This is a genomic window from Achromobacter sp. SIMBA_011 (assembly GCF_046535435.1).
GTDB classification, from domain to species: domain Bacteria; phylum Pseudomonadota; class Gammaproteobacteria; order Burkholderiales; family Burkholderiaceae_B; genus Achromobacter; species Achromobacter dolens.
Map to the genome: position 1 here is coordinate 1 of NZ_JAWRWN010000006.1, position 25,675 is coordinate 25,675.

Sequence of the window (25,675 nt, forward strand, 5' to 3'; positions counted from 1 at the left end):
CCCGAGGCCGGCTACATGCCGATCCCCAAGAAGCTGGCGCGCGCCGGCGTCAAGGACATGGTGCGGATATCCGACGGTCGCATGAGCGGCACGGCGGCCGGCACCATCGTGCTGCACGTCACCCCGGAGGCCGCGATTGGCGGACCGCTCGCCTACGTGCAAAATGGCGACCGGATCCGCCTGTCGGTGGCGCGGCGCGAAATCGCCCTGCTGGTCGAGGATGCCGAGCTGGCGCGCCGCATGGCGGCCGGCCCGGTCGAGCGTCCGGCGGCCGAGCGCGGCTACCGCAAGCTGTTCCTGCAGACCGTGACGCAGGCCGACCAGGGCGTGGACTTCGACTTCCTGCGCGCCGGCGCCACCCGCGACACCGTGCCCAGGCAATAACGCTTTTCCTCTCGCCCATGAACGCCATCAGCCCCGCCGCCCTCGAACCCCAAGCGCCCGACGCCCTGGCCGCGGCGGTCGCCGCGCTGGAGGAAGACATCGTCTTCGGCCGGCTGCATCCGCGCGAGCGGCTGACCGAGGACGAGCTGATGGCGCGCTTCGACATGAAGCGCCACGCGGTGCGCCAGGTGCTGGTGGAGCTGGAGCTGCTGGGGGTGGTCGAGCGCAAGCGCAACGTCGGCGCGGTGGTGCGGGCTTTCTCGGCGCGCGAGGTGATGGAGCTGTATGCGCTGCGCGAAGTGCTGGAAGTGCATGCCGCCAGCCTGATGCCGCTGCCGGTGACGCCCGCGCGGCTGGCGGCGTTGACGGCGGTGCAGCGCGAGCACGACGCCGCCGTGGCCGATGGCGACGCGCGCCGCGTGTTCCGCAGCAACCAGCGCTTTCACCGCGAGTTGTTCGGGCTGCTGGATAACGCCGTGCTGGGCCAGGCCATCGAGGAATACGCGCGCCGCACCCATCCGATCCGCTTCGGCTCGCTGGCGGCCGCCAATTACCGCGAACGCGCCCGCCAGGAACACTGGGCCATGATCCACGCCCTGCGCGACGGCGACCGCGCCGCGCTGATGGCGCTGTGCCGCGAGCACCTGCTGCCCTCGCGCGACGCCTACCTGGCGTCGGAACAGGCGCGCCGCGGCGCCTGACACCATACCCGCCGCGACCTCACCGCGCCTCTTCAGCCAGATACTGCCGCAGCATCGCCACCAGCGCCGCGGCCGCCGGCGGCAGGCTGCGGTTGCGCGCCGTCACCAGCCCGATCGAGCGCTCGGCCACCGGACCGATCAGCGGCCGCTGCAAGATGCCGTTCTGCGCCACCGCGCCCGCCGCGATCTCGGGCAGCGCCGCCACCCCGAAACCGCACTCCACCATGGCCACGATGGTGGTCAGGTGCTCGGCCTCGAAGGCCGGCGTGAAGCGGATGCGGTTCTGCAGGAAGGCCCATTCGGTGTACTGGCGCACGCTGCTCGGGTGCACCATCGACACGTGCGCCGCGCTGGCCGTGTCGGCCCAGCGCAGCGGCCCCCGGGCGCGCGCCAGCGCATGCCCCTCGGGGATCAGCAGCAGGAAACTGTCGGACATCAAGGGCTGGTAATGCAGGTCGGCGTGCTGCGGATCGGCGGCGGTCAGCGCGAAGTCCACGTCGCCGGCGCGCACCAGGTCAAAGGCTGGCCCCGACAGCGTGTCGCGCACCTTCAGCGCCACCTGCGGATGCGCCTGGCGGTAGGCCATCAACACCCGCGGCAACAGGCGCGCGGCCAGCGACGGCAGCGCCGCCACCGAGACCTGGCCATGCTCGGCGCTGGCGATGCCGCTGACCGCGGCGATCGCGTCGCGAAAGGCCACCTGCAGCGCGGCGGCCTGCTGCATGAAGACCTCGCCCGCCGCCGTCAGCCGCACGGTGCGGGTGGTGCGGTCGAACAGCCGCACGCCCAGCGCGTCCTCGATGCGCTGGATCTGCGTCGACAGCGCCGATTGCGACAGGTGCAGTTGCGCCGCCGCCTGGCGGAAGTTGAGGGTGCGGCCCAGCACCAGGGTGGTGTCGATGTCGCGCATCGAAAGATTGATCTGCATGCCGTCCAGCGCCTGGCTCATTGATCCGATTCGTCGATCATTCTATCCAAAAAATCTGATTCATCAATCAAACAAGCTTCTCTACACTCGGCGCCCAATACGGTCATGCGCGCAGACACAAGCGCGGACACAGACAAGAGATGCAACAGCGGTTTCAGAACAAGGAGCAAACCATGCAGACGGACGCGAAGGCCCTGCCCAATCCGGGCGCGGCGCATGCGGTGGTGGTGGGCGGCGGCACCATGGGCGCCGACGTGGCGGTGGTGCTGACGCGCGCCGCCTGCCGCACGACGGTGATCGAGCCGGACGCGGCGCGCGCGGCCGCCCTGCCGGCGCGCGTGGCCGACAATCTCAGGACCATCGGCCGCGAGGCCCAGGTGGCGCAACTGGCCACGGCCGCCAGCCTGGAGCAGGTGGACTGGGCCAGCGTCGACCTGGTGATCGAGTGCGTGCCGGAGCGGCTGGACATCAAGCAGGCGCTGTTCGCCGAGCTGGTGCGCCGCGCCCGGCCCGACACGATCCTGGCGAGCAACAGCTCCAGTTTCCCGATCAGCGCCATCGGCCAGGGCCTGGCCACGCGCGAACGCATGCTGGGCCTGCACTTCTTCATGCCGGCGCACCTGGTGCCGCTGGTCGAAGTGGTGATGGCCGAGACCAGCGACGAGGCCCGCGCCGACGCGCTGATCGCCTTCATGCGCCGCTGCGGCAGTGTGCCGGTGAAGGTGCGCCAGGACCTGCCGGGTTTCCTGGCCAACCGCCTGCAGCACGCGCTGTCGCGCGAGGCCTTCAACCTGATCGACCGCGGCATCGCCTCGCCCGAGGACGTGGACGCGGCGGTGCGTTTCGGCTTCGGCTTCCGCTTCCTGGCGGCCGGGCCGGTGATGCAGCGCGACCACGCCGGCATCGACGTGCACACGGCGGCCGGCGCGACCATGTACCCGACGTTCTGCAATGACGACCATCCGGCGCGCTGCCTGACCGAGCGCGCCGCCGATGGTCGCCATGGCATGAAGGCGGGCGAAGGCTTCTACGCCTGGACACCGGACACCATCGCCGCCGAACGCGCGCGCTATGACCGCCTGTTGCGCGCGGGCCTGGACCTGATCGCGCCGGAACTGCCGGAGATCCAGCCATGAACGCCGTGGACATCCCCCGCCCTGCCCTGGCCGAGTCGCCCGTCATCGTGACGGTGGCGCCCAACGGCGCCTACAAGAAGGCCGCCGACCACCCGGCCGTGCCGCTGACGGCCGAGGCCCTGGCGCTGGAGGCCCGCGCCTGCCTGGACGCGGGCGCGGCGATGATGCACATGCACGTGCGCAAGCCGGACGGCAGCCATCTGCTGGACGCGCAGGCCTACCGCGACGCGCTGGCGGCGGTGCGCCGCGCGGTCGGCGACGAGCTGCTGGTGCAGGTGACGAGCGAGGCGGCTGGCGTGTACCAGGCGGCCGAGCAGATGGCGCTGGTGCGCGAGCTGCAGCCCGAAGCGGTGTCGATCGGCCTGCGCGAGATCGCCGTGCCGGAGATTGCCGAAAGCGAGCTGGCGGCGTTCCTGGCCTGGGTGGCCGAGCGCCGCATCATGACGCAGATCATTCTGTACGACGAGGGCGACGTGCGGCGCTGGCTGTCGCTGCGGGCACGCGGGCTGGTGCCGCCGGGCGCGTGGTCGGTGCTGTTCGTGCTGGGACGCTACAGCGTGGGGCAGACCTCGTCGGCCTATGACCTGCTGCCGTTCCTGGCGGCCTACGATCATTCGCTGCCCTGGGCGGTGTGCGCGTTCGGGGCGCAGGAGAACGCCTGCGTGACGACGGCGGCGGCCTTCGGTGGCCACATGCGGGTGGGGTTCGAGAACAATCTGAAGCTGCGGGACGGAAGCATCGCCGCCGGCAATGCCGACCTGGTGCGCCAGGCCGTCGAGGGCGCGCGCGCGCTGGGACGGCCGTTGGCGGACGCGGCGCAGGCGCGCCGGATCTACGGCGCGATTGGCTGACGCCAGGACAAGCCCCCGGGGCGGCGGCGCGCCACGCGCCCCGGCGGGCCTTGCCAGCCCGGCCCTAGGCCCGCTCGATGCGCGCCGGCAACCCCTGCCGCACCGCCGCGCCCGAAACCCAGTCGATCCAGACGTTGGGGTGCTGGCCGCGCGTCGCATCGCCAAAGCCCAGGTCGTTCAGGTTCACGCCGGCCGCCAGCGCCGGATCGTGCGGCATCGGCTTGCCATCGACCAGGTGGGCGCGCGCGCCCAGTTCGGTGTGGCCATAGCCGTGCTCGACGCCGACCGCGCCCGGCTGGATGCCGTCGCGCAGCAGCGCCAGGCCGGTCACCGACCCGCCCGGCGTGACGATGCGCACCCGATCGCCGTTGCGCAGGCCCAGCCGCTCGCCGTCCTGCCGGTTGATCGACACCGGATTGTGCGGATGCACCTGGCGCAGCCGGTCCACGCCGATCGACATCGAACTCATCAGGTTGGACTTGAACGAACTCAACAGGAACGGCCAGTCGGCGCGTGGATACTGCTGGCGCACGTCGCGCCCGTCCGCCAGCCGCGCCGGATACCAGGTGGGGCAGCCGCTGTAGCGCTCGCCGGTCATGGCATGGCGAAAGCCCGCCAGTTCCTCGCTCCATATCTGCAAGGGCTTGGCCCAGGCCTGGCGGGTCTGGCCGGCGTCGCTCCAGGCGTCGCGCACGCGGTCGAACCGCCCGCCCCGGCTCATCACCATCGCCACGCGGCGCCACTCCTCGGGCTTGAGCTTGCCCTGCAGCGCGTCGCGATAGCGCGCCACGCCGGTCAGTTCAAGATCGTCGTCGCTGGCCTCGGGCACCGGCCGCCCGGCGCCGAAGGCGATGTTGGCGATGCCGCGCAGGAAGAAGTCCTCGGCCGTGTCCAGCGGATAGCGGTTGCCGTCCGCATCGGCGATGGCGTTGGCGCCGAAGCCCGGCATGCCGATGCGCTTGGCGCAGGCGATCAGGAACGACTCCAGGCATACCGGCGCGCCGTCGGCGGTGCGCGCCACGCGGGGTTCGACCGCCGGCCAGCGCACCGTCGACGCCTTGGCCACCACGTCGGCCCACGGCGCCGACACGCCCCAGCTTTCGTAGGTGACGGTATCGGGCACGATGTAGTCGGCCAGCGCGTTGGTCTCGTTGATGAATGGATTGATCGACACCGCCAGCGGCAGGATCTTCGGGTCCTTCAGCTTGTCCAGCAGCACGTTCCTGAACCCGGCAATGCCGTAGACCGGGTTGCTCATGTGGTTGAACCAGACCTTGGCGCGGTACGGGTAGCCCGCCAGCGCCGACGCCAGCATCTCGGAACTCAGGCCGCCGGTGGCCGGATACCAGGGCGCGGCCGCCGGATAGACCGGCTGACCGGCGGCCTGCTTGCGCTTGAACTCGCTCGACTTCTCGTAGGGAAAGCGGTTGCGCGACAGGGCCACGCCCTTGGGCGTGGCGCGGTTGGCGAAGCCCGCGATGTTGTAGCGCGGTCCCGCGCCATAGGGCGGGAACGGGCCGGCGTCCAGCACCAGGCCGCCCTCGACGTTGAGGTTGCCCACCAGCGTGTTGAGCATGGCGATGGCGTAGGCGGTGTAGAAGCCCGCCCCGCTCATGGTGCCGCCGTGCGCGTCCGCCACCGCGCGCTTGCCATGGCTGGTGAAGCGCTCGGCCAGTTCGGCGATCTTGGCCGCCGGCACGCCGCACAGCGCGGCGTATTCGTCCAGCGACTTGCGCTGCGCCTCCTGGCGCAGCAGCGACAGCGCGCTGCACACGCGCAGCGCGGCCGGCGCGCCCGCCAGGCCCGGCGCCGCCACCGCCTCGTCCACGAACAGCGTGGCCGGCGTGGCGCCGGTATGCGGCGCCAGCGTGCCGTCCTCCAGCCGCACCACGTACACGTCCTCCCACTTTTCACCCGCATCGGCCGGCCTGGCCCAGCCCAGGTCGGCGCCGCGCAGGAAAGTGCCCTGGCGCGCATGCCCTGGCTCGGCGATCACCAGGTGCGTGGCGTTGGTCCACGCCGCCTCGCCCGCCGCCTTCATGGCCGCCGGGCCGGGCTGCGCCAGCGCGCGCGCATCGAAGCGCTCGTTGTCGAGAATCCAGCGGATCAGGCCCATCGCCAGCGCCAGGTCGCTGGCCGGATTGACCGGCACCCATTCATTGCCCGATCCCGCCGACAGGCTGGAGGACGCGGGCAGCATCGGCGCCACCACCACATAGGTGAAGCTGGCCTCCTCGGGCCGGGTGCGGGCCTCGGCCAGTTGGCGCGCCTGGCGCTGGAACGGGTTGCCGGCCTGCGCCGGCGCCGCGCCGATGAACAGGCCAAAGCGGGCGTTGTCCCAATCCGGCTTGCCGTGCGGCATGCCCTTCAGGTCGCCCAGCGCCGCGCCCGCGCCGACGCGGAAGCTCTGGCCGCAATAGGAACCGTGGTTGCTGAAGTTGACGGTGCCGAACGACTGGCCGGCAAAGCGCTGGATCAGCGGCGTGCGGCCTTCGTTGGACGCGTCGGTGAACAGGAACTGGTTGACCTTGGCCCCGTACTCCGGGTTGGCCGGATCCAGCGGCGAGTCGCGGTCGAAGATCGCGCGCAGGCCGTCCACGTGGCCCTCGCCGAACAGGTCGCCGCCTTCGCACACCTCCTGCACCAACTGCTCGAAGGAAATCGTCTGCCACTTGCCTTCGCCGCGGCCGCCGACGCGCTTGAGCGGTTGCAGCACACGGTACGGACTATGCAACTGCTCCAGCATGGCCGAGCCGCGCGCACAGGACGTGGCGCGCCCTTCCAGGCCGTTGTCGCCGCCCAGTTGCGCGTAGGTTTCGCGCACCGGGGTTTCCATCGCGGCCGGCCGGGTCGTGGCCAGCGGATGATATGGGTTGCCGGCCACCCGCAGGATGCGGTTGGCCTTGGTATCGACGCGCAGCCGCACCCCGCATTGCGTCCAGCAGCCCAGGCAACTGGAGGGGCTGACGGTCTGGCCGGGCTGGGCCGACAGCAGGCCCGTGACCGGATCGATGCGGAATTCCGGCGTCAGCGAGTTGCCGCGCACGGCGTGCGCGGTGGGCACGCCGGCGGTGCCTTGCGCCAGGCCCTTGACGGCCTTGCCAACGGTTTCGCCGTAGCCGGCCGCGAACGCGGCCAGGCCGCCGGCGACCACGCCGCCGCGCGCGATCAGCTTACGGCGCGCGGCGTTGTCGGGTTGATCGGGTCCGTCGGCGTGGGCGTCGGGCGTGTCGTCTCGGTGTTGCTTGTCCATGGTCATCTCGATGCGAATTCTTGTCGGGGCCGGCGGCTCAGGCCGCCAGGCCGCGGGTGCGGGCCGGGAACCGTTCCAGCGCATAGGTCACGGCGGCCATCAGCGCGGCGCACAGGCCCAGCACGCCGATCATGCCGAGCAGGCCGTCGCTGCCCCAGGGCATGTCGTACAGGTACAGGCCGGCGCCATACTTGGGCACGCCCTGCACGCTCATGAACACGACCCAGCGGAAGATCCAGGCGGCGGCCAGCATGGTCAGCGCCAGCGCGGCCGACGGCAAGGGCGCCGCCAGGGTGCGCGGCGCGCGCTGCAACAGCGCGGTCATGCAGAACGCGGTGGCCACGGCGCCGGCCAGGCTGGCGCGCCATACCGGGAACTCGCCGAACAGGCGCAACGCGGCCTCGAACGACGGGTCCGCGCCCAGCAATCCCAGCAGGATCCACGCGCCCGCGCCAATGGCCATCATCACCACCGCCGTCACGCTCAGGCGGCGCAACAGGTCGACCGGCAGCGCCTTCAGGCCGCCGGGCAGCCAGCGCCCCACCAGGAACATCGCCCCCAACGCGCCCAGCCACGCGGTCAGCGCGAAGTTCAGCGGCAGGAACGGCGTGTGCCACAGCGGACGGGCGCGCAGCACCATCACCTCGGCGCCGGTGTAGACCAGGATCGACACCGCCGACAGCCCCAGCGCGATGCCCAGCAGCCGTACCCAGACCATGCGCCCCCACCACCAGGCGGCGCAGAACAACACGGCCAGCCCGGTGAAGACCGGCAGCAGCAGCGCCCCCAGCCACATCCACGACCACGGCGTCAGCCGGGTATAGAAATGCCAGAAGCGGCCCGGCTGGTGCAGGTCGGCCAGCAGCGACACGGGCGCGGCGATGGCGCACACCAGCAGCACGGTCACGGCCGCCGGCAGCAACCGGCGGGCCGGCGAGCCGGCCTCGCCAAACGCCGCGCCGGCCGCCGTCAACGCGGCAGTGGCGGCGATGCCGATAAGAAAGAAATACTGCACCGCCCACGGCAGCCAGGCGGCGTCATAGACCGGCGTGAGCAATTCGGTGATCTGCATGCGCGTCCCCTTCTCAATGGCCGCCGGCCAGGCGCACGCCGGCCTGGCCGTCAATGTGGTGCACGAAGGCATCGGGCAGGCCGATGTAATAGACGTGCGGGTCGGTCTTCATCTCCGGCTTGAGCACCTTGATGTCGGCGCGATGCTCGGCCATCAGCCGCGAAATGGCGCTGTCCGGATCATTCAGGTCGCCGATGACACGGGCGCCGCCCACGCAGCTTTCGACGCAGGCCGGCAGCAGGCCGGCTTCGAGCCGGTGCTCGCAGAAGGTGCACTTGTCGGCGGTCTGGGTGTCGTGATTGATGAAACGGGCGTCGTACGGACAGGCCTGCACGCAATAGCCGCAGCCGACGCAGCGCTGGTTGTCGACCAGCACGATGCCGTCCTCGCGCTGGAACGTGGCCTGCACCGGACAGACCGGCACACAGGGCGGGTTGTCACAGTGGTTGCACAGGCGCGGCAGCATCACCATGGCGCAGGAACCGCCATTGTCGGGCCGCACTTCGTATTGCAGGACGGTGGTGCGGAACTGGCCGACGGGCGGCAGGTTCTCCAGCGAACAACTGACCGTACAGGACTGGCAGCCGATGCATTTGCGCAGGTCGACCAGCATGCCGTAGCGCTTGCCAGGGATGCCGGGACGACGAGGGGGTTGCTGGTTGATGCCGGTGCCGGCTTCGGCACGGATGGGGATGATGGTGGCCGCGGCGCTCAGGCCGAGCAGGTTCTTCAGGAAACCACGTTTGCCCGGGAGGGGGACTTCGGGTGGGGGGTGAGGCACAGACTTCTCCGCGAATTATGTCGTTGTGCCATTAACTTATCGCTTTTAGTTATATAGAGAGTTGATGCCGATCAATGGGGGACGGGTTTATTTCAGACGTTCTTATGCCTCCACCTCGAAAGACCGCAGGAAGTCGCGATCCTGGCGCAAAAACGCGGCCAGCAGCGCGCCGACGGCCGGATAGAAACGGAACGTCAGGGACTTGATGGCGTGCATGCGCGCCAGCCAGGCGTCGATCCAGGACAACAGGGCGGATTCAATGAACGCGGCCTGCTCCCGCGCCTGGCTCGCGAGGTCGGCGGGCCGATCGCAGGCCCTGGCCCAATGGGACATCAATGCCAGCATGACGGCGAGATGGTCTTCCGGCTCCTTGAATGGTTCGTCGAGCCGCAACCGATTGGACGCCAGCATCGCGCGCATCAACAGCGCCGGTTTGCCGTACAGCTGTCCGCCGCCATCCAGATAGTGCGAGGCGTAAGGAAGCGGGCAGGCACGGCCCTCCATCAGGAACAGGGTGGCGAAGTCGGCGGCGTTCTCGACCGCGGCATCCGCGTGCCGCGCCCACTCCTGGAACACGCCAGCCACGGCGTCCGCCTCGCACCCCATTCCGAGTTCGGCAAGGACGGCCATGATGTCCGCGGCGCCCCCTCCCTGGTAAAGCGCCATGGCGTCCCGCCCCAGCTCCCGGGCGAAGAGGGTGGAAAACCATCCATACAACTGCGACCGCAGAGAGGACGCCGCCACCCATTCCGGGTCGATGTGCTCGCTGTTCAATTGCTGCTCCGCGAAAAAGAGGGAGGGCAACACGCCCTCCCCGGCTATCCCAGCTCTCAAAGGCTGGCCATGAGCTTGCCGTCGATATCGACTTCGGCCGGACCGCCGAATGCCGTCACCGCCGGCGCGGCGCCCTTGAACAGCTCGATTTCCACCAGGCAGGTATTGGCGCTGGTCGCCTGCGCCAGCTCGGATGAGCCGATGTCCAGCGTCAATGTATTGGGATCGCCGTAGGTATCCAGCGCGCCGATCTCGGGTCCGGTCGGCCCATACCAGGCGCCCTCGTGAATGCGGACCACCCCGGGCGGGAAGTCGCTGGAGATGGCGGCCCCCGCCAGTAATTGCCCGCGGTCGTTGAAGACCCGCACCAGGTCGCCCTGGCGGATGCCGCGCTGCCGCGCGTCCTCGGGGCTGATATAGACGGGCTCGCGCCCCTGGATGGTGTAGGTCGCCCGCCGCGACGGTGATTCGCACGTCTGCGAATGCAGGCGCTCGTTGGGATGCGAAGATTGCATCCAGAGCGGGTACTTGTCCGAACGCGGACCGTTGTGCGACCGCTCGGCCTTTTCCATCCAGAGCGGATGCCCCTTGCAGTCGCGGTAGCCGAAGCTGGCGAGCTTGCGGCTGTAGATTTCGATGAACCCGGACGGCGTGCCCAGGGCGTTGACTTCCGGATCCTCGCGGAAATCGGCATGCCGCACCCACGGCTTGCCCTCCGGGAACAGCACGTAGCCCTGTTCCCAGAACTGCGCGAAGGGCGGCATGGCGAAACCCTTGCCGGCGTTCTCCTTGCGGCACTCCTCGTACAGGAATTCGACCCACTGCATCTCGTTCATGTTGCGGGTGTATTCCACATCGCGCTGCATGCGCTTGCAGAAGTCGGTCCAGATGTCGAAATCCGAACGCGAGTGAAACAGCGGATCGACCAGCTTGTGCATGGCGATCACGCCCCGGTTGGAGAAGGTCCCGTAGGCATCGATGTCATTGCGCTCGAACGGCGTGCAGGCCGGCAACACAATGTCCGCGAAGCGGCAGGTGGCCGTCCAGTTGTAGTCGATCGCGACCACCGTCTCCAGCTTCTGGTAGGCCCGCTTCATGCGATTGCGGTCCTGCTGCCGGTGCCACTGGTTGCAGCCCGAGAAAATGGCCATCTTGTAGGGCGGCAGCTTGACCTTGTGGCCGTTGTAGTTGATTTCCTTGCCCGGCTCCAGCAGCGCGTCGATCACGCGGGCCACCGGCACCACCGCGCTGTAGCCTTGATAGTCGTCGTTCTCGTGCCGCGGTTTGCGGCCCGGATCCAGGTTCAGCGGGAACGAGCCCGGCATCGACGCCCCCGAAGCCGGCACGCCCGCCGAACTGTAGTGGTGGACGTAGCTGATGCCGCCTCCCGGCAAGCCGATCTGGCCCAGCATCGTGGCCAGGATCGCGGCCATCCAGTATGGCTGTTCGCCGTGCTGCTGGCGCTGGATCGCCCAGCCGAAGATCAACTGCGTGCGATTGCCCGCCATCAGGCGCGCCAGCTCGCGGATGCGCCCGGCCGGCACGCCGCAGATGGACTCGGCCCATTCGGGGGTGCGCTCGATCTTGTCCTCGGTCTTGCCTTCGACATAGGCGATGAATTCCTCGAAGCCCACGGCATAGGTCTCGATGAATTTCTTGTCGTACAACCCCTCTTTCCACAGGGTATGGATAAGGCCCAGCATCAGCGCCACGTCCGTCATGGGGTTGACGTACTGGTGTTCGCAGCCCAGGTAGTTGCGCGTCTTGCTTTTCACCGGGTCGACGCTGATCACCGAGATCTCGCCGCTGGCCACCTTCTGCTTGAGCCGCGCCAGATGCTCGTAGGCCTCGTGCGTTTCGGTGTTCCACCCCACCTGCAGGTTCTTGATCGGGTCGCTGGCCCAGAACACCAGCACCTGCGTCTCCTTCAGGATGATCTCCCACGACGTGCCCTGCGAGTACACCTCGGTCGACCCGAGCACATAGGGCAGGATGGTCTGGCCGGCGCCGGTCGAGTAGTCGCCTGCCGTGCCGACGCTGTTGCCGTGCATCCCCATCGCCCGCAGCATATGGTTGCCGCAGCTATGCATCAGGCCCACCGCGTGCCAGCCGACGTTGCCCACGTGCAGCGCCCACGGACCGTAGTCTTTCTGGATACGCTCCAGCTCGTCATAGACCAGGTCCAGGGCTTCGTCCCAGCCCACCCGGATGAACCGGTTGTCGCCCCGCGACGCCTGGCCGGCCTGGCTCGGGGCCGCGCCCGCGCGCCGGTTGCGATACCAGTCCAGGCGCACCATCGGGTACCGCACCCGCGATGGGCTGTACAGCACGTCGAGCGTGCCGTCCATAATCGGCGTGGGGTGCTTGTCGAACTCGAACGGCTTTATTTCCACCACGTGGCCGGCCACGACCCGGGCCCGGAAGGCGCCCCAATGTGCACCCGAGAACTTCCAGCGGCCAGGATCGGCCGCGGTGGCGCCCGCGGCCCGCACGACATTGCCATTGCGCAGAAGCGGCGGCACCACGAAGGAACCCAGTGAAGCGGCGACACCGCCCATGAAACGTCGACGGGAGATTTTCATTTCTTGCTCAGTGGGCCGAAGCCACACCGTCCTTGGCTACGAAATCGGAGGAATGCAACTGCAGGTACTTCAGGACCAGCTTGGCGGTCGGGTCATCCATGTTGGTGAAGCCGACCATGCCGCCGAACAGCCCCGGCCATTGGTTGGCGTCGTGCGAGGCCTCGTTCGGCTGGCGATGGCACACGCTGCAGCTTTGCGAATAGCTCTTGCGCGCCACCGCCCAGATCGGCTCGACGTCAGCCACCAGGCCGCCGCCGCGCAGCCAGACCGTCGCGGAGATCTTCTGCCACTGCAGGCCGGTCACGTCGTCGATCCGGCTTTCGATCACATGGACCACGCCGTCGTCGCGCGACACGTCCTGGCTCAGCACGGCGCTGGTGATATTCATGCCGAACCGGCCGTACAGCACGCGGGCGTAACCCTTGTTCTTTCTCCAGAGCTGCAACTCGACCTGCACCGCGTCTTTTTTCTTCTGCAGCACCTTCACGCCGGTGGCGATCTCGATGGCGCCGATCTCGCGGGCCAGGCCCTCGTCCGCGTAAATCGGCTGCGGCATGACGCTGTAGTAGTCGCGGCCGGCGTCGATGGCGGCGCCGCGAGCGTCGGCGGTGAGCGCCGCCAGCGCCGGGTTGCCCTGCGACTTGACCTCTGGCAGCCGGTGCGCGATGCCCTTATGGCAGTCGACGCAACTGGCATCGCGTTCGGCCGCGCCGTGCATGGTGGTCTGCGAGGTCACCCGCATCTTGTCGAAATCCATGCTGGCGTAATCATGGCAATTGCGGCATTCCTTGGAGTTGTTCGCCTTGAAGCGGGCCCACTCGCGCGTGGCCAGCACGATGCGGTGTTCCTGGAATTTCTCGGGCGTGCCGATGGTGCCCATCAGGTGCCCCAGCACTTCGCGCGAGGCCTGCATCTTGCGCGCGACCTTGGAGGTGAAGTCATGCGGCACGTGGCAGTCCGGACAGTGGGCGCGCACGCCCGAGCGGTTCTTCCAGTGCACGCTCTGCTGCAGCTCGGGCAGCACCGTGTCACGCATCGAGTGGCAGGAAATACAGAAGGCCTCGGTGTTGGTGGCGTTCATGCCGGTATTGAACAGGGCCAGGAACGTCACGCCGCCCAGGAACCCGCCGATGACCAGCACGCCCAGGCCGATGCGGGTGGCGGGACGCAGCAGCAGCGCGCCCGTCCATTGGATGATGGATTTGGCGATCTTGAAGGGATTTTTCATGTCGGTGGCTCAGGCTGCGGCTTTGTAGAACGGAGCATTCATGCCGGCGGCCCCCAGAACAGGATCTGCCCGAACCAGACGACGAATCCGTAGATGCAGATCATCAGGAACGCCACGACGGGACACGCCACAAAGGCCAGCGACAGGAACTTTGCCCACTCGGCCCCACCACCTTTACTGCTGTGCTTGGGTTTGCTTTTCACGGAGTACAACTATTTGGATATGAACGGCGACTGCGTCGAACCGCGTCGCGGCACAAGCAAGGCCGGCGGTCCCCGCGAGGGCCGTTGGCGGTTCGATGCCTTTTCATGATCGACGCGCGGCCGACCCTCGCATGTTGATCTCCGTCAAGCGCCGCAGGTCGCACGCGCCATCGCGCCCATTACTCAGACCGATCCGAAACCACGGCCGGATGACCTCCGAAAAACGCATATCGTGGCGCGGCGATCTGCACCATGGTGAGGCCGACGGTAAACGCGTCCGACATAAATCCAAATGCGCCGCGGCCAAGCAAAACGGCGATCCGGATTCATTAATATCCGATCCCGTTGTCGGCTTCGCGCCGCCCTTGATGCAGCGGGGATTGTTGTCATGACTATCTGGATGGGCACCGGCCATGCTTGAAGCGCAGGGGCTCACCTGTTCGAAAGGAACCCGTCTGCTGTTCGAAGACGTGTCGTTCCAGCTATGCGCGGGGCAACTGCTGCGCGTGACCGCGCCCAACGGCCATGGCAAGACCAGCCTGCTGCGCATCCTGTGCGGCCTGGCGCACGCCGATGCCGGCACGGTGTGCTGGCGCGGGGCCGACATCCACCGCCTGGGGCCGGCATACCGCCAGCACCTGCTCTACCTGGGCCATGCCGACGCGCTCGCCGATTCCCTGACCCCACTCGAAAACCTGCGCTTCCTGTGCCAGGCCCAGGCCGATGCCGTCTCCGCGGCGGCCTGTCGCGACGCGCTGTGCCGGATGGGCCTGGCGGCGATGCTCGACCTGCCGACGCGCCTGCTGTCGCGCGGCCAGCGGCGCCGCGTGATGCTGGCGCGGCTGTCGCTGCGTCCGGCGCGGCCGCTGTGGATCCTGGACGAACCCTTCAACCTGCTCGACGCGGCCACGGTGGCGGCGCTGACGCGGACGCTGGCAAACCATTGCGACAACGGCGGGTGCGTCCTCCTGACCACGCACCAGGAGGTGGCCTTAGACCGGCCGGTGCGCACCCTCGATCTTGGTCCGGACGCGCCATGACGCGGCCGGCCAGCCCCTTCTTCGCCGTCCTGCGGCGCGACCTGCTGCTGCTTGGCCGAGGCCGGGCCGACGCCGTCGTCTCGCTGCTTTTCTTCGTGCTGGTCGCCTGCCTGTTCCCGCTGGGCGTGGGCGCCGATGCGGCCTTGCTGCGCACGCTCGGGCCCGGCGTTCTATGGGTCGCCGCGCTGCTCGCCGCGCTGTTATCGCAGCATCGACTGTTCGCGCAGGACCACGCCGACGGCACGCTCGAACAGCTACTGCTTTCGCCGGGCGCCGCCACGCTCTGGGTGCTGGCCAAGATCACGGCGCACTGGATCGGAACCGGTCTGCCTTTGATCGCCGTGGCGCCCGTCATGGGCCTGCTGTTTGACCTGGGTCAGTGTTCGCGCCTGACCCTGTCGCTATCTTTCGCGCTGGGAACGCCGGTGCTGGCCCTGGTCGGCGCGATCGGCGCCGCGCTCTCCCTCGGGATGCGCGGCGGCGGCGTGCTGCAGGCCCTGTTGCTGCTGCCCTGGTTCGTGCCTGTGCTGATCTTCGGCGCGGGCTCGGTGGCCTCGTGTGGCACCGGCCAGCCGCCCGCCACCCCGTTCCTGCTGCTTGGCGGCGCGCTGCTGGCGGCGCTGGCGCTAGCCCCGCCCGCCTGTGTCCTGGCGCTGCGCTTTGCCGTCGAAGAATGAAGATGCCTCCCATGCCTGTCCTCCCGCCCCCCGCGCCACCCGCCCGCCGCGCCACCCGTCTGCTGCGGTACGCCGCGCCACAGGCCTTTTATCCGCTGGCGGGCAGGCTGGTTCCCTGGTGTGGCGGGCTCGCCATCCTGCTTGGCGCATGCGGCCTGGCGATCGGCTTCTTCGTCGCGCCCACCGATGCCACCCAGGGCGAGGTCTACCGCATCATCTTCATCCACGTCGCCGCCGCGTGGATGTCGCTGTTCATCTATCTGCTGATGGCGTTCTGGTCCGCGCTCGGCCTGATCCTGCGCACCCGCCTGTCGTTCATCATGGCGCGCGCGCTGGCTCCCACCGGCGCGCTGTTCTGCTTCATCGCGCTCTGGAGCGGCGCGCTATGGGGCCGGCCAACCTGGGGCGCTTACTGGGTCTGGGACGCGCGGCTCACCTCGCAACTGATCCTGGGGTTCCTGTACCTGGGTTACCTGGCGCTGACCGCCCTGACCGTCGATCCCCATCGCGGCGACCGCGCCGGGGCGCTGGTGGCCCTGGTGGGCGCCATCAACGTACCGGTCATCTATTTCTCGGTGTCCTGGTGGAGCACGCTGCACCAGGGCGCTTCGGTCAGCCTGACGCGCGCGCCGTCCATGGCGGCGACCATGCTGGCCGCCATGCTGCTCATGGCCCTGGCCGCGTGGGCCTACACCGCCGCCGTCGCGCTGGCGCGCGCGCGCGTCATGATGCTGGAGCGGGAGTGGCCGGCCGGCTGGGTGCGCGAGCTGGCGCGCCGCGAGACGGCGATGCGCAAGGAGCCGGCATGATGCACTGGCAGTCCTGGGCCGCGTTCTGGCACATGGGCGGGCGCGGCGCCTTCGTCTGGAGCAGCTACGGCATGCTGGCCCTGCTGGTGCTGGCCGAATGCGTGTCGCTGGCCCGGCGGCGGCGGCGCGCGCTGCGGCGCCTGGCGGCGCTGGCTAGCGCCAATCCCACGGCCAGGCAGCAATCACACGACGGAGGACCGGCATGACCACCCCCCGCCGCCGGCGCCTGCTCCTGCTGCTCTGTGCGGTCGCGCTGCTGAGCGCGGCAGCCGCCCTGATCCTGACGGCCATGCGCCAGAACCTGGTGTTCTTTCACACGCCCAGCGAAATCGCGCGCGGCGAGGCGCCGCGGCAGCGGCTGTTCCGCGTCGGCGGCATGGTGCTGGCCGGCTCGCTGCAACGCGAGGCCGACGGCCTGGGCGTGCGCTTCATCGTCACCGACACCGCCCACGAGGTCCCCGTGGTGTATCGCGGCGCCCTGCCCGACCTGTTCCGCGAAGGCACGGGCGTGGTGGCGCAGGGCACGCTGGACGCCGACGGCGTGTTCACCGCGACCAGCGTGCTGGCCCGCCATGACGAGAACTACACGCCGATCGAAGTGCGCGACGCCATCGCGCGCGCCCACGACGCCGGCGGGACGGTGCGGCCATGATCGCCGAAGTCGGCCACTTTTCCCTGGTGCTTGGCTTCGCGCTGGCGCTGGTGCAGGCCATCGTGCCGCTGTATGGCGCCTGGCGCGGCCGCGCGGCCCTGATGGCGGTCGGCCGCGGCGCCGCGCGCGGGCAACTGCTGTTCGTGCTGCTGTCATACGCCTGCCTGCACCTGCTGTTCATCGCCAATGATTTCTCCGTGCGGCTGGTGGCGGACAACAGCCACAGCCGCACGCCGCTGATCTACCGGATCACCGCGGTCTGGGGCAACCACGAGGGCTCCATGTTGTTGTGGATCGTTTCGCTGTCACTGTGGACGGTGGCGGTGACGCGCTGGAGCCGCGGGCTGCCCGAGGCCTTCACGGCGCGGGTCCTGGGCGTGCTCGGCGCGGTCGGCGCGGGCTTCACCGCCTTCACGCTGCTGACCTCCAACCCCTTCGCCCGCCTGCTGCCCGCGGCGCGCGAGGGCCGCGACCTGAACCCGCTGTTGCAGGACCCCGGCATGATCATCCACCCGCCCTTGCTGTACCTGGGCTACGTGGGCTTCAGCATCGCCTTCGCCTTTGCCATCGCGGCCCTGATGACGGGACGCCTGGATGCCGCCTGGGCGCGCTGGTCGCGGCCCTGGACCGTGGCCGCCTGGGTGCTGCTGACCGCCGGCATCGCGGTGGGATCGAGCTGGGCCTATTACGAGCTGGGCTGGGGCGGCTGGTGGTTCTGGGATCCGGTCGAGAACGCCTCGTTCATGCCGTGGCTGCTGGGCACCGCGCTGATCCACTCGCTGGCCGTGACCGAAAAGCGCGGCGCGTTCCGCGGCTGGACCGTGCTGCTGGCGATCGGCACCTTCTCGCTATCGCTGCTGGGCACGTTCCTGGTGCGATCCGGCGTCGTCACCTCGGTGCACGCCTTCGCCACCGACCCGGCGCGCGGCGTGTTCATCCTGTGCCTGCTGGTGACGGTGGTGGGCGCATCGCTGTTGCTATACGCCTGGCGCGCCCCGCGGCTGCAGGGCGGCGGCCACTTCCAATTGGTATCGCGCGACGCCGCCTTGCTGGCCAACAACGCGCTGCTGTCCGTGGCCTGCGCGGCGGTGCTGCTCGGCACCCTCTACCCGCTGTTGCTCGACGCCCTGGGCCTGGGCAAGATTTCGGTGGGACCGCCCTACTTCGACACCACCTTCGTGCCGTTGATGACGCCGGTGCTCGCGCTGCTGGTGCCCGGCGCCGTGGCGCGCTGGAAGGCCGACACCTGGCAACGGCTGGCGCGCCGCCTGGGGCCGGCCGCGCTCGCCAGCGCGCTGCTGGGCCCGGCGCTGGGCTACGGGCTCGGGCACTTCACCTGGCGCGCCTGCCTGGGCCTGGCGCTGGCGGCCTGGATCGTGCTGGGCAGCCTGCACTTGCTGGCGGAGCGCCTGCGCGGCGGCGGGCGGACCGACATCGCCACCCGCCTGCGCGGCATCCCCGGGAGCTGGTGGGGCATGTGGCTGGCGCATCTGGGACTGGGCGTGTTCATCATCGGCGTCACCATGGTCAACAGCTTCCAGTCACAGCTCGACGTGCGCATGCTGCCCGGCCAGACAGCCCATCTGGCCGGGTACGCCTTCACCTTCGGCGGCGTCGAGCAGGTCGCCGGCCCCAACTGGATCGCCGCGCGCGCCACCCTCGACGTCGCGCGCGGGGGCAGGCATGTCGCCACGCTGCGGCCGGAGACCCGCCACTACGTGACCCAGGCGATGCCGATGACGCAATCGGCCATCGACGTCGGCCCCTTGCGCGATCTCTACACCGCGCTGGGCGAAAGCCTGCCCGACGGCGGCTGGATCGTGAACCTGTTCCACAAGCCGTTCATCAGTTGGATCTGGGCCGGCTGCGCGCTGATGATCCTCGGCGGCCTGGCCGCCGCCGCCGACCGCCGCTACCGCAAGCCGGCTTCGCGGCGCGACGCCGCGCCCACGGGCCACGGCCGGCCGCCTCAAAGCGAACAGCCATGAAACTACGATCCCTCGTGCCCCTGCTGTTGTTCCTCGGGCTGGCGGTCATGCTTGCAATCGGCCTGGGCCTGGACCCGCGCGAGCTGCCCTCGCCCCTGGTGCGCCAGCCCGCGCCGCCCTTCACGCTGGCGCGGCTGGACGCGCCGGGAAGCCAGTTCGGGCTGGACGACATGCGCGGCCGGGTCTGGCTGCTCAACGTCTGGGCCAGTTGGTGCGTCGCCTGCCGCGTCGAACACCCCGTGCTGCTGCGCGCCGCCCGCGAAGGCCGCATTGCCATCGTCGGGCTGGACTACAAGGATGAAGACAGCGCGGCGCGCGAATGGCTGGCGCGCCTGGGCAACCCCTACACCGCCACGGTGCTCGACCCGCGCGGCAAACTCGGCATCGACTATGGCGTGTACGGCGTGCCCGAGACCTTTCTCATCGACGCCCAGGGCGTCATCCGCTACAAGCACGTCGGGCCGGTCACGCAGGACGTGCTCGACAATATCCTGATCCCCCGGGCGCGGGAGGCGCTGAATGAACCCTGACATCCCCCGCCAGCCTCGCCCCACGATAGGACGCACCGCCGTGGCCAGCGGTTGGCACGCGACCGGCCGCGGCATCGCGCTGGCGCTATTCATTGCGGCCCGGGCCGTGGCCGGCGAGGCGCCCGCCGCCGCGTCCGACCCCGCCCTGGAAGCGCACGTCCAGGCCTTCACGCGCGACCTGCGCTGCCTGGTGTGCCAGAACGAATCCCTGGCGGACTCGCGCGCGCCGCTGGCGCGCGACCTGCGCGACGAAGTGCGTCGCCTGTTCCGCTCGGGTCAGGACGAGGTCCAGGTGCGCCAGTTCCTGGTATCGCGCTATGGCGACTACGTGCTCTATCGCCCGCCGCTGAAAGCCCGCACCGCGCTGCTGTGGATCGGGCCCGGCGTGCTGCTCGCCGGCGCCATGGGCGGCCTGCTGTGGCGCCTGCGGCGCCATGCCCGCGCGCCGGAGCCGCCCTTGCCCGCGCCGCAAGCGCAGGCGGCCCGGGCCCTGCTGGCCGAGCCCCCGCAAGACGCCGCGCCGTTCGCCGCCGGCGGGGAGCGCGCCCCATGACCCTGTTCGGGATCCTCGCGGCCGGCATGGTCGCCGTCGCCCTGCTGTTCGTGCTGCCGCCCCTGTTGGCGCCGCAGGCCGCCGGCCGCCGCGGCGGCTCGCCCCAGGCGCAGGCATCCCTGGCGGTGCTGCGCGAACAATTGGCGCAATTGCAGGCCGACCATGCCAGCGGGCGCCTCGCACCGGACCACTATGCCCAGGCGCGCGCCGAGATCGAGCGGCGCGCCCTGCGGGAAGGATGCGCGGCGCCGGACCGCCTCGATACCCGGCCCGCGCCCCGTTGGGCCCTGGCGGTGGCCTTGGGGCTGGGCGCGATCAGCGTCGGCCTGTACGCCGCGCTCGGCAACCCGGCGGCCCTGACGCCGGCAGACGCCGACCCGCACGCGTCGCCCTCCGCCAGCGCCGGGCACGACGCCGGCGATCCCATGGCCGAACGGCTGGCCGGCTTGATCCAGCACCTGCAGGCCCACCCGGACGACACCGAGGGCTGGATGACATTGGCCCACACCTACGCCACGCTGGGGGATTTCGCCGGCGGCGCGGCAACCTGGGCGCGCGTGGGCGCCCGGGCGCCGCAGGATCCCGGCGTGCTGGCGGACTGGGCCGACCTCCTGGCCACCGCGGCGGACGGGGATTTTTCGGGCGAACCCGACCGCCTGATCGGCCGGCTGCTGGCGCTTGCGCCCGACGACGTGAAAGGCCTGGCCCTGGCAGGCACCAGCGCGTTTTTTCGCGGCGACTTCCACGGGGCCATCGACGCCTGGGAACGCCTCCTGCCGCTGGTCGACCCGGATGGCCCCGTCCACGAGCAGGTCCAGGCCAGCCTGGCGCAGGCCCGCCGGGCGGCCGAGGGTGCGGCGGCCGAGGGTGGAGCGGCTGATCGTACAGCGGCTGATCGCGCGGCGGCCGGCGCGGAAGGCCCCGCCTTCCCGCCGGGGGCTCGCGCCAGTGGCGGCCGCGGCCGGCAGGATTGACCGTCCGCATTCCTCACGGCCAATCCACGCCCGCCTCCCGCTGTTCCCGTTGCCCCTTCGGCGCGAGATCTCCCGCCGTGCGTCGCTGCCCGGGCGACGCCAGCGCCCGGGCGCAGGATCAGGCAGGCACCGTCAACGCCTCGCGCCAGGCGGCCAGCTTCTTCTCGAACGACGCGGCCGCGTGGGCCGGGCTGGTGGATGGCAGGTCGACGTATTCCAGCGGCCGCGCCGGCAGGCGCGGCAACACATGGCGGCGGTAGAGGCTGGCCGCCTTGGCGCCGTTGAAGCAGACCCGCACCAGGCGCGGATGCGCCAACAGGAACGCCGCGAAGTCGTTGGGCACCAGGGTATCGCCGCGGATGTCCGCATCCAGGCTGCCCGGCCGTTCGCAGGCCTGCAGCACGTCCCAGAGCGCGACGCCGGCGAATCGCAGCGCTTGCAGGCGCCGCGGGTAGTCGGCGGCGGGATCGAACCCCAGCACCTGGCCCGCGATGGGCCAGAAGGCGTTGCGCGGATGGGCGTAATAACGCGCCTGCCGCAGCGAGGCGACGCCGGGCATGGAGCCCAGCACCAGGATGCGGGCGTCGGCGGCGGCAACCGGGGCGAAGCCCTGGACGTGGGCATAACGGTCGGCCACGGTGGTATCGGCAATTCGTTGCATGGCGCAAGAATACCCGGGTTCGCGGGCCTTCCGCCGCCGCCCGCGCCGGCCACCGGAACGGGTCCGGGCCCGGAATCCTCCCGGCTCCGCGCGTGCCTCACTGGCAACACCAGCCCAGGTCTGGCGCTATCAGTGTCCTATTCCTGGAACAGTGCTTATCAATGGCGGGGACTACCGAAAGCGGCCTCCCGCCCTTATCTTGACAGGTATGACGAACGGCCCCGCAGGGGCCGCGCAACAGGAATGACGATCATGAAGAAGATTCTGGGTGTGCATGCCAGCCCGCGTCCCCACTGGGTGGGCGACGGCTTTCCGGTGCGCTCGATGTTCTCGTACAACGACAAGGGCAAGAACGTCAGCCCGTTCCTGCTCCTGGACTACGCCGGCCCGGCGCAATTCGCGCCGGCCACGCAACCGCGCGGCGTCGGCCAGCATCCGCACCGCGGCTTCGAAACCGTGACCATCGTCTACAGCGGCGAGGTCGAGCACCGCGACTCCACCGGCAACGGCGGCGTCATCGGGCCCGGCGACGTGCAGTGGATGACGGCCGCCTCGGGCATCCTGCATGAAGAGTTCCACTCCCCCGCGTTCACTCGCCAGGGCGGCGAGCTGGAGATGGTGCAGTTGTGGGTCAACCTGCCGGCCAAGGACAAGAAGGCGCCGGCCGGCTACCAGAGCCTGCTGAACGCGGATATCCCGGTGGTGTCGCTGCCCGGCGATGCCGGCTCGCTGCGCGTCATCGCCGGCAGCTACGGCGGCCAGACCGGCCCGGCGCGCACCTTCACGCCGATCGACGTGTGGGACGTGCGCCTGGCCGCCGGCAAGACCGCGACCTTCGCGATCCCGGCGGGCCGCAACAGCATGCTGGTGATGCTGCGCGGCACGGTGCTGGTCAACGGCGAAGCGGTGGCGCGCGACGCGCAACTGACGCTGTTCTCGCAGGTTGGCGACGAGATCACGGTCGAAGCCAACAACGACGCCGTGTTCCTGGTGTTGAGCGGCGAGCCGATCGACGAGCCGGTGGTGGGATACGGGCCGTTTGTGATGAATTCGCAGGCGGAGATCGTCGAGGCGATCCAGGACTTCAATGCCGGGAAGTATGGGCAGATGCATTAAAGGGGCGGGACCGGCGTTAGCTGGTCGGTCCTGCTGGATGAGGCCGCGTTTCCTGGGTTGGGGAACGCGGCTTTTTGTTGGGCAACGGAGTGGCGTGGGAGTCGCGTTACGACCCTAAACCGACTGTTGAAGTTCAACGGACTTGGAATTTGGTCACTCAATTTGAAAAATAACAAGGCGCGGGTTTTGAGGGCAGGCGGACGCAGTGCGCCAGCGGACCCGAGATGCGGTTCATGTGGCTGGATCGACGTCCTTGAAACGCAGGTTGAGCGGGCGCAGCTTGGACCAAAGCCACAGCCCCACGGTGGTGCTCGTGCCTACGACCAGCGTGATGCCGGTGGCGATGATGAAACCGATCACCGGGCTAATCAATAGCGCATCAAGACCCTCCAGGACGCGGCCGTTCCATTGGATCGAGCCCAAGCCGAAGAAAGTGCCGATGGCGCACAGGATCGAGAACGGGATCCAAGCGAGGTACTGCCCTATGGCGATGAGCTTGAACACGGACTTGAGACTTAGCTTGCGGATTTGGATGTCGCGCACGGCGCCTCCGGGTAATCAGAGTTGAGCTGTCGAATTTCGTCCAAATTGAGATTTGGTTCGCTGAAGGTGGCCGTAGCCTTGGCGGAAGTACCTCGAGACGTCCGACCGCTTCCCACCCGAAGCGGCCAATCGGCAGTTCTTTATCTGGCAGGCACCCCGGCTTCAGGCTGCCTTTCAAACAGCCTCGCGTCCAGGCATGGCAAGCGGGCTGTTGACGCGCCCACAGACCCGACGGAGAATCCATATCAGGAGCGGGCCTCATGTGCCCAGAGAAGAAGCACCATAAGAACCTGTGCGCTCACTTTCGAGGAGTGCCGATATGACCATCACCGACGATTGGCTGCTGCAGTGGCAAACCCCCAAAGGTGGCTATAAAAAGCGGCAGCTCGCATTGATCGATGTGCCATGGCCGCCGAGGCGAGGGTGGAAATACGACGTGATCGGCATGGAAATACCCGACGAGACGGCGCGAGCGTTCGAGCAGGCGTCGGGGCGAGACAACGGCATTTATGCGATTTGAAGGCGACGCGCTGCTGCGTAAGGCAGGTTTCACTGTCCGGGTGGGTGCCGCAAATCCGGCCGCGCGGGGCCGCGAGAGCGCGATGCTTTGCTATACCGTCCGCGAACGGCGGCTCCTGGCCGTCGGCGGAACTTCGCCGACGACCGCGGACGTCAGTTTCCGCGAGAACCGGACGCTCCGACGCCGCGTGCATGATCCACGGGGATATGCGGTCCAGGATTCAATGAGACGCAACGATTCTTGCAAGCGTCACGCATGCGGTTTCTATGTTGTGGGGGTGCAGGTTCGTCACGCTGAGTAGCAAGCCACGTTGAGCGTACCCGCGGCTAAGGTGCCAAGCGGAGAGCGCCGAGGGCGCGAGGCCATGTGCGCGGGCGATACGCACCACGGCGATGTCGTCGGCAATCTGTGGCAGCGGTGCGATCACGCCCAGGCCAGCCGCCAGCGTGCCCGGCAGAAGCCTATTTACATGCGTTAGCGCGAGGTTGCGGCGCTCGGCATAGAGAGCCTTCATCTGCCGCAGGTGCCGCAGGAAGTGCCCATTGGATAGAAACTCCATAACAGCCAACTGGGTGATCCGGTTCGGAGCCGGGGCCAACACGGCGGCAACCTCGACCAGACGTTCCGCCAGCGAACGTGGGGCGACGACGAAACCGAGGCCGAGCGTCGGACTGAGCGTTTTGCTGAACGACCCGATGTGGATCACACGCTCGGCGCCTGCGCCTGAGGCAAGGGCCGGTGCAGCCCTACCGTCGAGCTGAAGTTCCCCAAGATAGTCATCTTCGATGATCCAGGCGCCACTTGACGCCGCCCAGTCGAGCAAGGCGTGTCTTCGTGCGCGCGATAGGGTCACGCCTAGCGGTGCGTGTTGGCCTGGGGTGACCAGTGCCAGCATGGCGTCTGGGGCCCGGGCGATGCCATCGTCCACGCGCAGCCCCTCGGCGTCAACAGCCACAGGTTCGAGCGTGGCGCCGATTAGCTCGAGCCCGCGCCTTCCCAGCGGATAACCTGGCTCTTCGATCCACGCCTTGCGCCCTTGGGCGCGTAGCGCCGTGAGGGCAAGCAGCAGGCCCTGCCGGTATCCACCGGTGACGATGATTTGATCGGGATGGCATTGCATTTGTCGGCTGATGGCAAGGTGGCTCGCGATCTGGGCCCGCAGCACGGGTTCGCCTCGCGGGTCAGCGTAGGCCGTGTTAGTGCTCGCGTCGTCGCGTAGGGCACGCGCTCGCATGCGGGCCCACAGCTTGGCTGGAAAAGCGTCATGAGCGGGTACGCCCATTTGGAAGGGCCGTGGGGCGCTCGAAAATGGACGGTTGAAAGCCGCCAAAGGTCCGTCGATTGGCAAGTCGTCGACCGCTTCGATGGTAGGCGGCCGAGCGCTTACGCGCGTTCCAGCGGGGCCGGCACCGAATACCAGGTTCTCGGCGATTAGCCGATCGTATGCCACGCGGATTGTGCCGCGCGCGACACCAAGCTGCGCGGCGAGGTCTCGACCGGAAGGCAAACGCTGTCCTGGCGCAAGCCGGCCGTCGAGGATCGCCTGTCGCAGGCTCGCATGGATCTGCTCGCCGATTGCCGCGACGGCGGCTCGGTCCACCTGAATCGACAGTGCATCGAACGTACTTAAGTCAGTCATCTTGGGTCAGTCGTTTCGGCAGTTTTTGGGCCTGTTTCTCCAACAGCCGGTGGAGTAACGTCTGCTTATGTCATGGATCG

26 protein-coding genes are annotated in these 25,675 nt (G+C 68.9%); 15 read left to right on the top strand and 11 right to left on the bottom strand.

All coding sequences use genetic code 11. The features are described from left to right. Together SB816_RS19950 and SB816_RS19955 are read left to right on the top strand one after the other, a co-directional pair. Positions 1–384 (top strand): dihydroxy-acid dehydratase (locus SB816_RS19950; protein WP_410547398.1); only part of this gene is annotated, 384 nt, incomplete at its 5' end. Positions 385–401: 17 nt separating this feature from the next. After that, positions 402–1,085 carry a GntR family transcriptional regulator gene (locus SB816_RS19955; protein ID WP_410547399.1) on the top strand — a complete coding sequence of 228 codons (684 nt, stop codon included), beginning with the start codon at positions 402–404 and terminating at the stop codon, positions 1,083–1,085. Between the two features lie 19 nt (positions 1,086–1,104). Here the strand turns inward: SB816_RS19955 and SB816_RS19960 are convergent, their stop codons facing one another. Beyond that, positions 1,105–2,013, bottom strand: coding sequence for a LysR family transcriptional regulator (locus SB816_RS19960; protein ID WP_054504161.1), 909 nt, complete (start codon positions 2,011–2,013; stop codon positions 1,105–1,107). Positions 2,014–2,186: 173 nt separating this feature from the next. On the opposite strand from SB816_RS19960, the gene SB816_RS19965 reads away from it, so the two are divergent. Together SB816_RS19965 and SB816_RS19970 are read left to right on the top strand one after the other, a co-directional pair. After that, the gene (locus SB816_RS19965) at positions 2,187–3,149 is read left to right on the top strand and encodes a 3-hydroxyacyl-CoA dehydrogenase family protein (protein WP_410547400.1); all 963 of its coding nucleotides are present in this window, start codon (positions 2,187–2,189) and stop codon (positions 3,147–3,149) included. Then, positions 3,146–4,000: a 3-keto-5-aminohexanoate cleavage protein gene (locus SB816_RS19970; protein WP_269874527.1), complete on the top strand. Its 855-nt coding sequence runs from the start codon at positions 3,146–3,148 to the stop codon at positions 3,998–4,000. The genes SB816_RS19965 and SB816_RS19970 overlap by 4 nt, the downstream gene beginning before the upstream one ends. Before the next feature lie 64 nt (positions 4,001–4,064). On the opposite strand, the gene SB816_RS19975 is transcribed toward SB816_RS19970, so the two are convergent. The 7 genes from SB816_RS19975 to SB816_RS20005 form a co-directional block, all read right to left on the bottom strand. After that, complete coding sequence (locus SB816_RS19975; protein ID WP_410547401.1) at positions 4,065–7,253, bottom strand: tetrathionate reductase subunit A; 3,189 nt, start codon at positions 7,251–7,253, stop codon at positions 4,065–4,067. Positions 7,254–7,290: 37 nt separating this feature from the next. Beyond that, the gene (gene nrfD, locus SB816_RS19980) at positions 7,291–8,325 is read right to left on the bottom strand and encodes an NrfD/PsrC family molybdoenzyme membrane anchor subunit (protein WP_410547402.1); all 1,035 of its coding nucleotides are present in this window, start codon (positions 8,323–8,325) and stop codon (positions 7,291–7,293) included. Positions 8,326–8,338: 13 nt separating this feature from the next. Continuing rightward, entirely contained in the window at positions 8,339–9,106 is a 768-nt protein-coding gene (gene dsrO / locus SB816_RS19985) for a sulfate reduction electron transfer complex DsrMKJOP subunit DsrO (protein WP_054416077.1), read from the bottom strand. A gap of 102 nt (positions 9,107–9,208) precedes the next feature. Then, positions 9,209–9,880, bottom strand: a complete 672-nt coding sequence (torD, locus tag SB816_RS19990) for a molecular chaperone TorD (RefSeq protein WP_336235964.1) — start codon at positions 9,878–9,880, stop codon at positions 9,209–9,211. 56 nt (positions 9,881–9,936) lie between these two features. Further along, positions 9,937–12,462, bottom strand: coding sequence for a trimethylamine-N-oxide reductase TorA (gene torA / locus SB816_RS19995; RefSeq protein WP_410547403.1), 2,526 nt, complete (start codon positions 12,460–12,462; stop codon positions 9,937–9,939). A 7-nt stretch (positions 12,463–12,469) separates the two neighbouring features. After that, positions 12,470–13,690, bottom strand: coding sequence for a pentaheme c-type cytochrome TorC (gene torC, locus SB816_RS20000; protein WP_144655139.1), 1,221 nt, complete (start codon positions 13,688–13,690; stop codon positions 12,470–12,472). Between the two features lie 38 nt (positions 13,691–13,728). Next, on the bottom strand, positions 13,729–13,893 hold the full coding sequence (locus SB816_RS20005; protein WP_116793383.1) for a hypothetical protein: 165 nt from the start codon (positions 13,891–13,893) through the stop codon (positions 13,729–13,731). Between the two features lie 413 nt (positions 13,894–14,306). Here SB816_RS20005 and ccmA point away from each other — a divergent pair, with 413 nt between their 5' ends. Genes ccmA through ccmI form a run of 9 tightly spaced genes read left to right on the top strand, consistent with a single transcriptional unit; the run spans position 14,307 to position 21,116 of the window. Next, positions 14,307–14,933 carry a cytochrome c biogenesis heme-transporting ATPase CcmA gene (ccmA, locus tag SB816_RS20010; RefSeq protein ID WP_410547404.1) on the top strand — a complete coding sequence of 209 codons (627 nt, stop codon included), beginning with the start codon at positions 14,307–14,309 and terminating at the stop codon, positions 14,931–14,933. After that, positions 14,930–15,610, top strand: coding sequence for a heme exporter protein CcmB (gene ccmB, locus SB816_RS20015; protein ID WP_116793370.1), 681 nt, complete (start codon positions 14,930–14,932; stop codon positions 15,608–15,610). The genes ccmA and ccmB overlap by 4 nt, the downstream gene beginning before the upstream one ends. Before the next feature lie 11 nt (positions 15,611–15,621). Continuing rightward, positions 15,622–16,419: a heme ABC transporter permease CcmC gene (gene ccmC / locus SB816_RS20020; RefSeq protein WP_410547405.1), complete on the top strand. Its 798-nt coding sequence runs from the start codon at positions 15,622–15,624 to the stop codon at positions 16,417–16,419. Then, positions 16,416–16,625, top strand: coding sequence for a heme exporter protein CcmD (gene ccmD, locus SB816_RS20025; protein ID WP_233639507.1), 210 nt, complete (start codon positions 16,416–16,418; stop codon positions 16,623–16,625). Before ccmC ends, ccmD begins: the two co-directional genes overlap by 4 nt. Continuing rightward, positions 16,622–17,071, top strand: a complete 450-nt coding sequence (gene ccmE / locus SB816_RS20030; RefSeq protein WP_410547406.1) for a cytochrome c maturation protein CcmE — start codon at positions 16,622–16,624, stop codon at positions 17,069–17,071. Before ccmD ends, ccmE begins: the two co-directional genes overlap by 4 nt. Beyond that, a complete protein-coding gene (locus SB816_RS20035) occupies positions 17,068–19,059 on the top strand; it encodes a heme lyase CcmF/NrfE family subunit (RefSeq protein WP_410547407.1) in 1,992 nt (663 codons plus the stop codon). Before ccmE ends, SB816_RS20035 begins: the two co-directional genes overlap by 4 nt. Beyond that, entirely contained in the window at positions 19,056–19,589 is a 534-nt protein-coding gene (locus tag SB816_RS20040) for a DsbE family thiol:disulfide interchange protein (RefSeq protein ID WP_395757620.1), read from the top strand. Before SB816_RS20035 ends, SB816_RS20040 begins: the two co-directional genes overlap by 4 nt. Then, positions 19,579–20,142 carry a cytochrome c-type biogenesis protein gene (locus SB816_RS20045; RefSeq protein WP_410547408.1) on the top strand — a complete coding sequence of 188 codons (564 nt, stop codon included), beginning with the start codon at positions 19,579–19,581 and terminating at the stop codon, positions 20,140–20,142. Before SB816_RS20040 ends, SB816_RS20045 begins: the two co-directional genes overlap by 11 nt. After that, a complete protein-coding gene (gene ccmI, locus SB816_RS20050) occupies positions 20,139–21,116 on the top strand; it encodes a c-type cytochrome biogenesis protein CcmI (RefSeq protein WP_410547409.1) in 978 nt (325 codons plus the stop codon). Before SB816_RS20045 ends, ccmI begins: the two co-directional genes overlap by 4 nt. A 118-nt stretch (positions 21,117–21,234) precedes the next feature. Here ccmI and SB816_RS20055 read toward each other — a convergent pair whose 3' ends face one another. Then, the gene (locus tag SB816_RS20055; RefSeq protein WP_054504027.1) at positions 21,235–21,777 is read right to left on the bottom strand and encodes a DNA-deoxyinosine glycosylase; all 543 of its coding nucleotides are present in this window, start codon (positions 21,775–21,777) and stop codon (positions 21,235–21,237) included. 252 nt (positions 21,778–22,029) lie between these two features. On the opposite strand from SB816_RS20055, the gene SB816_RS20060 reads away from it, so the two are divergent. Beyond that, positions 22,030–22,893, top strand: coding sequence for a pirin family protein (locus SB816_RS20060; protein ID WP_410547410.1), 864 nt, complete (start codon positions 22,030–22,032; stop codon positions 22,891–22,893). Between the two features lie 231 nt (positions 22,894–23,124). Here SB816_RS20060 and SB816_RS20065 read toward each other — a convergent pair whose 3' ends face one another. After that, a complete protein-coding gene (locus tag SB816_RS20065; protein WP_410547411.1) occupies positions 23,125–23,436 on the bottom strand; it encodes a hypothetical protein in 312 nt (103 codons plus the stop codon). Between the two features lie 319 nt (positions 23,437–23,755). Between SB816_RS20065 and SB816_RS20070 the strand changes: the two genes are divergently transcribed. Continuing rightward, positions 23,756–23,956 (top strand): hypothetical protein, encoded by a 201-nt coding sequence (locus tag SB816_RS20070; RefSeq protein WP_054485608.1) that lies wholly within the window; start codon positions 23,756–23,758, stop codon positions 23,954–23,956. 220 nt (positions 23,957–24,176) lie between these two features. On the opposite strand, the gene SB816_RS20075 is transcribed toward SB816_RS20070, so the two are convergent. Beyond that, positions 24,177–25,595 carry a PLP-dependent aminotransferase family protein gene (locus SB816_RS20075; protein WP_045953178.1) on the bottom strand — a complete coding sequence of 473 codons (1,419 nt, stop codon included), beginning with the start codon at positions 25,593–25,595 and terminating at the stop codon, positions 24,177–24,179. Positions 25,596–25,675: the final 80 nt, after the last annotated feature.

What these genes read in the sequence shown, in the direction of transcription:
- SB816_RS19970 (WP_269874527.1), top strand. Translation starts at nt 3,146, where the DNA reads ATGAACGCCGTGGACATCCCCCGCCCTGCCCTGGCCGAGTCGCCCGTC.
- ccmB (WP_116793370.1), top strand. Translation starts at nt 14,930, where the DNA reads ATGACGCGGCCGGCCAGCCCCTTCTTCGCCGTCCTGCGGCGCGACCTG.
- SB816_RS19960 (WP_054504161.1), bottom strand. Translation starts at nt 2,013, where the DNA reads ATGCAGATCAATCTTTCGATGCGCGACATCGACACCACCCTGGTGCTG.
- SB816_RS20045 (WP_410547408.1), top strand. Translation starts at nt 19,579, where the DNA reads ATGAACCCTGACATCCCCCGCCAGCCTCGCCCCACGATAGGACGCACC.
- nrfD (WP_410547402.1), bottom strand. Translation starts at nt 8,325, where the DNA reads ATGCAGATCACCGAATTGCTCACGCCGGTCTATGACGCCGCCTGGCTG.
- SB816_RS19955 (WP_410547399.1), top strand. Translation starts at nt 402, where the DNA reads ATGAACGCCATCAGCCCCGCCGCCCTCGAACCCCAAGCGCCCGACGCC.
- SB816_RS20040 (WP_395757620.1), top strand. Translation starts at nt 19,056, where the DNA reads ATGAAACTACGATCCCTCGTGCCCCTGCTGTTGTTCCTCGGGCTGGCG.
- SB816_RS20060 (WP_410547410.1), top strand. Translation starts at nt 22,030, where the DNA reads ATGAAGAAGATTCTGGGTGTGCATGCCAGCCCGCGTCCCCACTGGGTG.
- ccmA (WP_410547404.1), top strand. Translation starts at nt 14,307, where the DNA reads ATGCTTGAAGCGCAGGGGCTCACCTGTTCGAAAGGAACCCGTCTGCTG.
- ccmE (WP_410547406.1), top strand. Translation starts at nt 16,622, where the DNA reads ATGACCACCCCCCGCCGCCGGCGCCTGCTCCTGCTGCTCTGTGCGGTC.
- SB816_RS20035 (WP_410547407.1), top strand. Translation starts at nt 17,068, where the DNA reads ATGATCGCCGAAGTCGGCCACTTTTCCCTGGTGCTTGGCTTCGCGCTG.
- SB816_RS20075 (WP_045953178.1), bottom strand. Translation starts at nt 25,595, where the DNA reads ATGACTGACTTAAGTACGTTCGATGCACTGTCGATTCAGGTGGACCGA.
- SB816_RS19965 (WP_410547400.1), top strand. Translation starts at nt 2,187, where the DNA reads ATGCAGACGGACGCGAAGGCCCTGCCCAATCCGGGCGCGGCGCATGCG.
- SB816_RS20055 (WP_054504027.1), bottom strand. Translation starts at nt 21,777, where the DNA reads ATGCAACGAATTGCCGATACCACCGTGGCCGACCGTTATGCCCACGTC.
- torC (WP_144655139.1), bottom strand. Translation starts at nt 13,690, where the DNA reads ATGAAAAATCCCTTCAAGATCGCCAAATCCATCATCCAATGGACGGGC.
- SB816_RS19975 (WP_410547401.1), bottom strand. Translation starts at nt 7,253, where the DNA reads ATGGACAAGCAACACCGAGACGACACGCCCGACGCCCACGCCGACGGA.
- ccmI (WP_410547409.1), top strand. Translation starts at nt 20,139, where the DNA reads ATGACCCTGTTCGGGATCCTCGCGGCCGGCATGGTCGCCGTCGCCCTG.
- torA (WP_410547403.1), bottom strand. Translation starts at nt 12,462, where the DNA reads ATGAAAATCTCCCGTCGACGTTTCATGGGCGGTGTCGCCGCTTCACTG.
- ccmD (WP_233639507.1), top strand. Translation starts at nt 16,416, where the DNA reads ATGATGCACTGGCAGTCCTGGGCCGCGTTCTGGCACATGGGCGGGCGC.
- SB816_RS20070 (WP_054485608.1), top strand. Translation starts at nt 23,756, where the DNA reads ATGACCATCACCGACGATTGGCTGCTGCAGTGGCAAACCCCCAAAGGT.
- ccmC (WP_410547405.1), top strand. Translation starts at nt 15,622, where the DNA reads ATGCCTGTCCTCCCGCCCCCCGCGCCACCCGCCCGCCGCGCCACCCGT.